Source organism: Microcoleus sp. D3_18_C4 (assembly GCF_036702355.1).
GTDB lineage: Bacteria > Cyanobacteriota > Cyanobacteriia > Cyanobacteriales > Microcoleaceae > Microcoleus.
The window spans coordinates 12,611-23,196 of the sequence record NZ_JAUBTF010000026.1 but is presented as its reverse complement, the minus strand read 5'-3'; the positions used below and the strand labels follow the sequence as shown (position 1 = coordinate 23,196).

Genomic DNA, 10,586 nt, shown 5'->3' with positions numbered 1-10,586 from the left:
AAAAAAATGTTAAACTAACTTGAATTTTACCTTTTATTTTCAAGGCAGTCATTCAATTGCACGTACATATACATTGACCGTCAGATTGGGGAGGGTAAGCAAGCGCTACAAAAATTTTGTTTAATAATTAAAATTATATCACGCACCAACTAGACTGTCAACGGAAAATAATTTTTATTATAACTGGGCATTTATACCAGTTTAAAAAAATGCAACTATAGCCCATCTCCCCACCCCGATAGTCACATTCCTTCCCAATTCTTTACTGCTTTCATCGGCCATATTCAATAGTATTACCTTCTAGATTATATCTTCTAGGTTAGGATTTAGAATATAGAAAGTAATTAATTTTACCTCCCTTATAGATTATAACTGTGGCCGAAGTTATGTCTCTATTAAGCGAGAGTAAAGTAAAAAGTTGAACCTTGCTCCGGTTCCGATTTTACCCAGATACATCCGCCGTGAAGTTCCACAATTTTTTGACAAATTGCTAAACCAATACCTGTCCCAGAATATTCTCTTTGAGTGTGCAAGCGCTGGAAAATTTGAAAGATGCGTTTTTGATGCTGGGGAGCAATCCCAATTCCATTATCAGAGACAGAAATTAACCAGTTTTCCTCCTGTTTACAAGCGGCAATATGAACCACAGGCGGTGCATCGTGGCGATATTTAATCGCATTGCTGACTAAATTTTGAAATAGCTGTACGAGTTGAGAAATATCCCCCATTACCCAGGGTAATTCGCTGTAGGTGACAACGGCTTTAGTCTCGCGGATCGCCCCTTGCAAGTTCGCGAGTGCTTGCTCGACTGCGTGATTACAATCTGTCATTTGAAAAGGTTTCCGACTCCGGCCAACGCGCGAATATTCGAGTAAATCGTCAATTAAAGTTTGCATTCTGGTGCAGCCCTGAACGATATTGCCGATAAACTTACTACCTTGGCTGTCGAGTTGGTCTTTGTAGCGTTTTTCTAAAAGTTGAGCGTAACTGGCAATGGTTGCTAAAGGTGCTTGCAAGTCATGAGAAGCCACATAAGCAAATTGTTCTAGTTCTGCATTTGAACGCGCCAATTCTTGGTTAGATTTTAATAGAGCAGATTCGGCGCGCTGGCGGTGGGATATCTCTTGTTGGAGTACCAAATTTTGCTCTTGCAGAGCTTTTTCAACAGCGCGACGGGTGCTGATTTCTTGTTGCAAGATTTGGTTTTTTTCCTGAAGAGTTTTTTCGACGGCTAAGCGGCTCGTGATTTCTTCTTGCAGCAGCATATTTTGTTCTTTTAGCTGCTTTTGTAAATTCCGCAGGCTAAGGTGACTTTCGATGCGGGCGAGCACTTCTTCAAACTGAAATGGCTTGCTGATATAGTCAACAGCTCCCACAGCAAATGCGTTTACTTTGTCGAAAACTTCATCTTTAGCGCTGATAAAAATTACCGGGATTTCGCGAGTTTTAGGCTCTAGTTTCAAGTGCTGACAAACTTCATAACCGTTCATTTCCGGCATCATTATGTCGAGCAAAATCAAATCTGGTGGATTAGAATTGCAGGCTCTCAAAGCCATTTTTCCGTTAATCACGCAGCGGGGGGTGTATCCCCTCTGAGTCAACATCGTAGACAACAGACGCAGGTTTTCTGCTGTATCGTCTACTACTAAAATGTTTCCTAACGGCGTCCCTGGTTGCTGATTGTTCATTGATTATTTCCCAGTTCCTGTTTTATTCACAAAAAATGTTGGCAGCTATTTTATTTAGGACTTACGGAAAACACCCGGTTTCTAGTAGGAATATTGGGGAAAGAAAACGAGGAATCCGCTCATAAACCGGGTGTTTAGGCGTTTGTGCACAAGCAAGTCCTCTTATTATTCGTTTAGCAATCCTCAAATCCCCAGCAGCAGAGTCAGAGCATTATTGCTCCAAGTCAATCCTTTGTCTAAAACTTTAAATCCCGCGACTTCGCACATAGCTTCTAAAGCAGTAGCTGTAGGCAGCCACCAGCACGCCGCAAAATTGTTCATGTCAAAAACTGCTTTCTCAGTTATCCCTATAAGTGGGTTGTTGTTGATGTATAGCTGCCAATAAGCTGTTAAAATAGCTCGTTCGGCGTCGTCCAAAGCGGGAATAAACATTACTCCAGAAGGGGGAAGTTCATAGCGTCCTAACTCATTCTCTATAACTTCTTGGGTAATAGCTGAAGTGAAAACTAAATGCTCGCGAGTTATCTGACGCAAGGCAACTAAAATCTGCAACGGATGGGGGTGATGGTACAAAACTCCTGCACAGTGAACTACATCGTAAGGTTCGCCAATGTCTGCAAGTTGAATCTGAGTGATATCTTGATTGATACAGTGATAATTAGCAATATTTAAACTTGTCATCCGATCGTGAAAATCTTGCCACCAGTTGAGGGATGCCGGCATGGCATCAATCATTGTCAGAGAAACTGCACCGTATTTGCTAGCTACAGATACTTTTTCGCTGACTGTTCCCCACAAGCCGCCGACTTCTGCAAAAGTCTTGCCTTTGACTACTCGGGCAATGTAGCGATCGCGAATATCCTTAGCCTCTAACTCTAATAATAGAGTAGATTCCCCTGTTTGACGCTGTTTTTCTAAAATCTCCTCTAATTTGGGGGATATTTCTGGATCTTTTGGTCTAATTTCTAATGCCATCAAGTACAACATTATGGCTTCGTTAAGCCGATCGCTCTCAGCAAACTTTTGGGCGATTTCGCAGTAAAATTCAGGAGCGTGCAGCGGCTGCATTTCGTGGTGATAGTAGCTAGTTGCTACATCTGAATCTACCGGAGTTCTTTTAATTACAGCCTCACCTAATTTTATGTAAATTCCCGGTAGAGACGGCTCGATTTGAATCGCACAAAGGTAGGCGGAAACAGCATCGTTCCATGCGTGACTTCCACTCAAAGCATCGCCTAAATTGTAATAAGACCAAGAAATAGTAGGATTAAGTTCAATAGCACGTTGGTAAGCGGTAGCTGCGGCTTTCCACTGTTGGGTTTTTAACAGCGCTTCTCCTAAATTGTGGTAAGTCCAAGAGAATTCTGGATTGAGTGCGATCGCCCGCCGATAAGCGAGTGCGGCTGCTTCAAACTTGTGAAGTTTAACTAAAGTCAAAGCTAAGTTATAATGCGACCAAAATAAATCTGCATTTAGGGCGATCGCCCGTTCGTATGCAGCCTCAGCTTCTGACCACTTTTCTAGTTTAAAAAGAGCATCTCCTAACTGGTGAAAAGCTGCGAAGAAATTCGGGTCTACTTCAGTAGCGCGCTGGTAAGCTGCGGCGGATTCAGACCATTGTTCTAATCGATCGCAAGCTGCACCGATGCTGTAGTAAGACCAAGAATAATCCGGGTTAATTTCAACAGCCGTGCGGTAGGCGATCGCAGCTTCTTGCCATTTTTCTAAATTGAGCAGCACGCTGCCTAAGTTGTAGTATGACAAAAAAGAATTGGGATTTAAATCAATACTTTTTCGGTAGGCAGCCTCCGCTTCGCGCCAGAGTTCCTTAGCTTGTAAAATATTGCCTAATTTGTAATGAAACTCCGAAATATCCGGCTGGAGTTTAATAGCTTTGCGGTAGTTAACAATAGCTTCGTCCCACTGTTTCAAGTTGCTAGCAGCTTCTGCTATTTTACAATAAGCTTCGCAACAACTGGGGTTTAAAAAAATGGTGCGGTGGTAACAAACTAGCGCTTTTTCGGGTTTATTTTGGGTCAACAAAGTATTACCTAAATCGAGATATTCTTCTGCTATTTCTATCGGTTCCACGATCAGTGCTTGATACCAACAGTCTGCTGCTTCTTCAGCTTTGCCGACTTGGGTAAATATCCGGCTCAAATTACGGTAAAATCCTGCAAAGTTTGGTTGCAGGGAGATGGCTTTTTGGTAACAGGCGATCGCCTCTTGCCACTGTTCCAATGTAGCGCAGAGAGTGCCGAGGTTAGCAAAAGCTTCGGCAAAATCGGGTTGCAGGGCGATCGCAACTTTATACCAATACCTTGCGTCTTCTAGTTTACCCTGAGCTTGCAGCGCCTTTCCCAAGGTCTTGCAAGTCTCTGCAGAGTTGGGTTCAGAGGCCAAAACTTGTTGGCAAAGTGCGATCGCCCGATCGAAGTTGCCTGTAGCTAAATAAAGTTCTGCCTGTTGCTGAAAATTCACCTGCGCTGTTTCCGAATTCATTTTTTATTTTCCTTTTGAGTTATCATTCCATGTAAAATTATATGCTACACTTTGCCAAAGTTCAAGTTTTTGTAAGTAGAGCAACCGAACACAGAATAATAATGAATGTCCGCCACATTAATCTAAACTAGATAATCATAGGTTAACAGCGAGCTAAATAATGTCAACAGCTACTCAAACAGCGCAATTAAGCGTAATTATACCTGTATATAATGGCGATCGCTACATCGTGCAAGCGGTTGAAAGCGCCCTAGCTCAAACTTTTACTAATTTGGAGATTATAGTTGTAGACGATGGTTCCACAGATCGCACGCAGCAAGTATTGCAGCCTTATTTTGACAGAATTCGCTACATATACCAGGAAAATCAAGGAGTAGCAGCCGCCCGAAATATTGCTTGCCAACTAGCGCAAGGCGAGTTTTTAGCCTTTCTTGATGCCGATGACTATTTCCTACCATCAAAGCTAGAGAAACAACTAGCTTGCTTTGACGCTAACCCCACCTTAGATATGGTGCAAACAGGTTGGGTAATCGTCGATGAAACCGGGCGAGAGATTTCTGCTGTCAAGCCTTGGCAGCAATCGTCTAAATTAGATTTAGAAAGCTTTATTCTATATAAATGCGTGCGACCGAGTGCGATGATGCTGCGCCGAAAGTGGTGGGAAAAATTGGACGGTTTCGATGCTAAGTTTCCACTAGCAGAAGATTTAGACTTTGCCTTGCGTTTAGCTTTAAAGGGGTGCAAAGCAGTTTGGTTAGAAGAAATTCTTACCTGTTATCGCCAGCACAATTCTAGTCTCATGTCAAGCGGTTTTCGCGTAATGAAGAATATAGAAATTGTGATGAAAAAATTCTTTGCTCGACCCGATTTGCCCCAGTCAATCCGGCAGTTAAAAAACCCGGAACGCTATCAATGCTTAAAGTGGCTGGCATGGCGGATGTATCGCGACGGTCATTTAGCAGAGATGGCCCAGTGTTTAGAAGAGTCATTGCAATATACGCCTTTTTCGCCCACAAAAACAGTTTTGAATTGGCTAGAAAGTTTTCAGATGGCTTCGGAAGAATATGGTGAAAATTTTGACGCTTATTCGCTGAGTAAGTTAGCGGAATGGCAAGAGATAATTCTGATGGTGATGACTAATCCACCCCAATCTCAACAGAGTTCTATTCCCACACCTTCAAAAGCGCAAGCGCACATTTTACTCTACAACACGGACGATCCGGGCGTGGGAGGATTAGCGCAATACAATCATGCCATTCTTTGTCAGTTAGCCCTATTAGGCTATCGAGTCACTTGCGTGCAGACCAAACATTCTAGCCCCTTGCTTGAGCGAGAACGAGAGTTAGGTATAGAACACTTGTGGCTGGATTTTAGCGGGCATAAAGATTTACAGCGGGTGTTAAGAAATATTCAGGATGCACGAGAGCTTTTTGCTAGCAATCAACCGGATATGATTATTTTTAGCGATGGTTGGCCATTTTCCAATTTTGCCGCTAAACAGGTAGTTATTCAAATGGGAATACCATACATGATGGTGATCGGCTTAGTTATGCCAGAACACGCCACTTTTGCCTGCGGGGATGTAGTGCCTTATGTAGAAGGAGTGCTCTACCACTGCCTGCAAGCTAGAGCCTTGATTGTTGGGGCTTACGAACATTTGAATTTATTGTGCCAACATTTCAAGTTGCCAAAAGAGCGAGGACAAGTGATTTACTTGGGGCGTTCTCCCAAATATTTTGCACCTCCTAATGCTGCAGCTCGTCAACGCCTGCGACAAGAAATAGACATTCCTGAAGATGCGATTGTCTGTTTCACATCGGCTCGATTGGCATCGATTAAAGGACATCGATATCAGATTGAAGCCATCAAGCAGTTGCAGCAGTCTCCTGTGTGGTCTAAACTGTATTTTGTGTGGGCAGGAACTGGTGAGGGAAGCGCTGATAATGTAGAAATAGAATTGAGGGAAACTATTAAAGAGTTAGGGGTGAGCGATCGCGTGAAGGCGATCGGACAGCGCTGGGATATCCTAGATTGGCTCGATGCTAGTGACATATTCATTTTGACTTCTCTAGCAGATGCAGCGCCTTCCCTTGCAGTTATGGAAGCGATGGCTAAGGGATTGGCCGTAGTTGCAACGGCTGTGGGCGGCATTCCTGAAGGGCTTGGCGATACTGGGAAATTGTTGCCCGATCCGAATACCGATCCAGAGGGAACCGCCAGGGAATTGGCGAAAACTGTAGAATCTTGGGCGATGAATCCAGAATTACGGCATCAAATCGGTCAAGCTTGCAAGCAGCGGGCCGAGAAAGTGTTTAAAGAGGAACGGATGTTGGCAGAGTCGATTGAGGCGATCGAAAAAGCTTTACTGTGCGATGATCGCCAAACAGATCCATTTGTTAATCAAAAAAAGGTGCAGAGGTCAATGGCGAAAATAGAAAGCCTGGTCAACTACAGCTCTTTAGTATGGAATGCTTGGCAGGCTTACTGTCAAGAAGATCTACGCGGAATGCAGAAGTGGCTTCAAGAATCTTTGAAGTACACACCTTTTTTGACTACAGAAACGCTCTTAAACTGGGTAGAATATTTTGGAAATTTTTCGTCAGCCAAAGGGCATAATTTAGATACATATTCTCTAATTAATTCAGCCGAATGGCAACAATTAGTCGAGGAATTACAGGGCGTTGAATCTGTCTTTTATGCACGCTAAAATACCAGATTTACCTTTCAAAATAGGATTTGTGTCAGCAGTATAATGGCATCTTCCTTCTTCCTGACCTCCGTTACATCCGTTTCAGAATCCGTTGCCGCACCCTTCCTTATAACCGATAAAATTCATGTCAATAGCAAATCCGACACCGCGAGTAAGTGTAATTATTCCAGCATATAATGGCGATCGCTACATCGCGCAAGCGGTAGAAAGCGTCATCAGCCAAACCTATAAAAACTGGGAAATTATCGTCGTAGACGACGGCTCAACCGACGACACCCGCCAAGCATTGCAGCCTTATTTTGACAAAATTCGCTATGTTTATCAGGAAAACCAAGGAGTAGCTGCCGCCCGCAACCGAGGAATTCAGGAATCCCGAGGTGAATTAATTGCTTTTTTAGATCAAGATGACTTTTTCTTGTCCGATAAGTTAGCTGGACAAGTTGCGTTATTTGACGCTCAGCCATCACTAGGAATTGTTAATAGTGGCTGGCGAATGGTTAAAGAGCAAGGCGAAAGTATTTTCGATGTCACACCTTGGGAATACTTGCCTCAGCTAGACTTAAAAACCTGGATTGTTTATATGCCCCTACTTCCCAGCGCCATGATGTTTTCGCGGCAGTGGCTGGAACGAGTCGGTGGCTTTGATTCTCAGTATGATTCAGTAGATGATGCCGACTTAATCTTGCGTTTAGCACTATCTGGCTGCGAAGCTGTTTGGTTGCCTCAAGTGACAGTATGCTACCGCCAGCACGGGCAAAATGTGTCCATCCAGAGAGCGCTAAAACAGGCTAACCTTAGTATTAAGTTAAAGCAAAATTTATTCAGTAGAGCCGACTTGCCAGAGGAAATCCGCCAATTAGAAAAGCAGGCTTTTTATGAAGCTCTGACATGGATGGCGTGGCAACTTTACTACAGCGGCTATCCGGCAGAAATGACTGAGTATTTGCAAAAATCTTTGGATTATACCCCGTACTCCCTGACAGCAACTATAGCAGATTGGGTAAAGCGCATCACTGAAATTGCTAAAACCTACGGCCGCAATATTGATGCAATTTCTCTCCGACAATTACCAGAATGGAAACAGTTAATGGCTAGTATTATTACTCCCAAAAAAGTTCGCGTCAGTGTCATCATCCCGGCTTACAACTGCGATCGCTACATTGTCAGAGCCGTAGAGAGTGTTCTGGGCCAGACTTATCAAAACTGGGAAATTATCGTCGTAGACGACGGCTCAACTGACAACACTCGACAAGTTTTGTCACCTTACCTCGATTTAATTCAATACATCTATCAAGATAACCAAGGAGCAGCAATTGCTCGAAATCATGCTTGTAAATTAGCCAAAGGGGAGTTTTTAGCTTTTCTAGATGCTGACGACTTCTTCTTACCAGAAAAACTAGAAAAACAAGTAGCTTGCTTTGACGCTGACCCCACATTAGATATGGTGCAAACAGGTTGGGTTATCGTTGGAAAAAACGACGAAGGCATCTATGGAGTCACGCCTTGGGAAGAAGAACCCAAATTAGATTTAGAAGCTTTTGTTTTCTACAAATCCGTGCGTCCCAGCGCCATGATGCTGCGGCGAGAATGGTGGGAACGCTTGGGCGGTTTCGATCATCGCTTGCCGCCAACCGAAGATTTAGATTTTGTGCTACGTTTAGCTTTAAAAGGCTGCAAGTCAGTTTGGTTAAAAGAGATATTAACCTGCTATCGTCAGCACGACAGCAATATCATGTCTAACGGCTCCAAATTAATGAAAAATACGGAAATTTTGATGGAGCAATTTTTTGCTCGGCCAGACTTACCTCAGCACATCCGTGACTTGAAACGCGCGGAACGTTACAAGTGTTTCGTATGGATAGCATGGCGGATGTACCGCGACGGATATTTGCCAGCAATGGTCGAATGTCTGGAAAAATCTCTGTATTACACTAATCTGACAGGAACTGAAACTGTTTTTAATTGGCTGGAAACTTTTAAGGGGGTTTCAGAACAGTACGGCTACAACTTTGATGCCTATGCCTTAACCAATTTACAGGAATGGCAAGACATAGTGGCGATCGCAGCGAACAATCCTTATCAGTTTCAATCGGCTCCCAGTTCGACTTCTCGGCAGCCAAGACAGCACGTACTCCTGTACACAGAAGACTCAGGAGTCGGCGGATTGGCTCAGTTCAACCACTCGCTGATGTGTAAATTAGCTGCCGATGGCTACCGAGTAACCAGTGTTCAAAGTCAAGCTTCTAACCCTTTAATTACCGAACAAAAACAGCTCGGCATCGAACATATTTGGCTAGAGTTCGACACGATGAAAGAGTTTTTGCGAATAGCTTACAATTTGGATGATGCTCAAAAGATTTACGCCCAGGCTCGACCGGATTTGATTATATTTAGTGACGGCTGGCCGATGGCTAACTTTGCAGCTAAACAAGTTGCGATCGAGCAAAATATACCCTACATAATCAGTCTGGGTTATATCAATCGCAATTATGAAACCTTCGATCGCGGCGATCAAATTCCCTATTTCGATGCAGTTGCCTACCAGTACATGGTAGCCAAAGCAGCAGTAGCAGTTTCTCACGAGAATTTAAACTTGTTCCAAAGTCTATTTAAAGCACGTCTAGAACGAGGCAAAGTAATCTATTATGGCAGACCAAATAGTTATTTTGAGCCGCCGAATCTTTCTACTCGCCAACGGCTGCGTCAAGAACAAGGAATCCCAGAAAATGCTGTCGTTTGTTTTACGGCGGCAAGATTGACTCCAATTAAAGGATATCAGTATCAATTGCAGGCGATCGCCCAATTGAAAAATCGTCCAATTTGGCCCCAAATTTACTTTGCTTGGGCAGGGCCTGGGTCTACTACTCACGACAATCTGGAACCTGAATTAAGAGCAACTGTGAGCAAATTGGGAGTAGAAGAACAGGTTAAATTCTTAGGACAGCGCTGGGATATTGCCGATTGGCTCGACGCCAGCGACATCTTTATTTTATCTTCCGAAGCAGAGGGAATGCCACTAGCAATTATGGAAGCAATGGCGAAAGGATTGCCCGTAATTGCCACAGCAGTCAGCGGTATTCCCGAAGAATTGGGAGACACGGGAAAGCTACTTCCCGATCCTACAATCGATCCAGCAGGAACAGTAAAAGAGTTGGTAGAAATGGTCGAAATATGGGCCGAAAATCCCGAAGCGCGCAGGCTTGCAGGACAAGCGTGCAAAGCGCGAGCCCAAGAACTATTCAAAGAAGAACGGATGCTTCGGGAATATGAAGAAATAATTGAGCAGGCATTTGTAAGTGACGATGAGAGCGATAGTTTCTCTATTAGTCCGAAACTCAAAAAGCAGGTACAGCAAGTGGATAGCCTGCTGAAATACTATTATTTAGTGTGGAAAGCTTGGGAGGCTTACGATCGGGGAGATATGTCCGAGATGGTGAATAATTTGCAATCGGCTTGGGCCTGCACGCCTTATTTTACCACAGAAACTATCTTTGATTGGGTGAAAAATTTTGGTATTTTTGCTGCGGAAAAAGGAGTTAGTTTCGATACCAACGAGCTGATCAACTCCCGCTGGTGGCAACAAGTGATAGAATCAATACAGGGTTTTGAAGTGTTTTCATCTGTTCGTTAAAACTGAGTTCTTGCAGTATTCTTAGGAACGGGATCTCCGACCCATTCCACAAAAC

The 10,586-nt window shown here is 43.6% G+C and carries 4 protein-coding genes; 2 read left to right on the top strand and 2 right to left on the bottom strand.

Annotated elements, in window-relative coordinates:
- Positions 1-395 precede the first annotated feature (395 nt).
- Together QUA90_RS14800 and QUA90_RS14795 are read right to left on the bottom strand one after the other, a co-directional pair.
- On the bottom strand, positions 396-1,688 hold the full coding sequence (locus tag QUA90_RS14800; RefSeq protein ID WP_333321969.1) for an ATP-binding protein: 1,293 nt from the start codon (positions 1,686-1,688) through the stop codon (positions 396-398).
- Between the two features lie 183 nt (positions 1,689-1,871).
- Complete coding sequence (locus QUA90_RS14795) at positions 1,872-4,190, bottom strand: tetratricopeptide repeat protein (protein ID WP_333446245.1); 2,319 nt, start codon at positions 4,188-4,190, stop codon at positions 1,872-1,874.
- A gap of 160 nt (positions 4,191-4,350) precedes the next feature.
- Here QUA90_RS14795 and QUA90_RS14790 point away from each other — a divergent pair, with 160 nt between their 5' ends.
- Both QUA90_RS14790 and QUA90_RS14785 read left to right on the top strand, forming a co-directional pair.
- The gene (locus tag QUA90_RS14790; protein WP_333446243.1) at positions 4,351-6,897 is read left to right on the top strand and encodes a glycosyltransferase; all 2,547 of its coding nucleotides are present in this window, start codon (positions 4,351-4,353) and stop codon (positions 6,895-6,897) included.
- Positions 6,898-7,024: 127 nt separating this feature from the next.
- Positions 7,025-10,531, top strand: coding sequence for a glycosyltransferase (locus QUA90_RS14785; RefSeq protein ID WP_333446241.1), 3,507 nt, complete (start codon positions 7,025-7,027; stop codon positions 10,529-10,531).
- Positions 10,532-10,586: the final 55 nt, after the last annotated feature.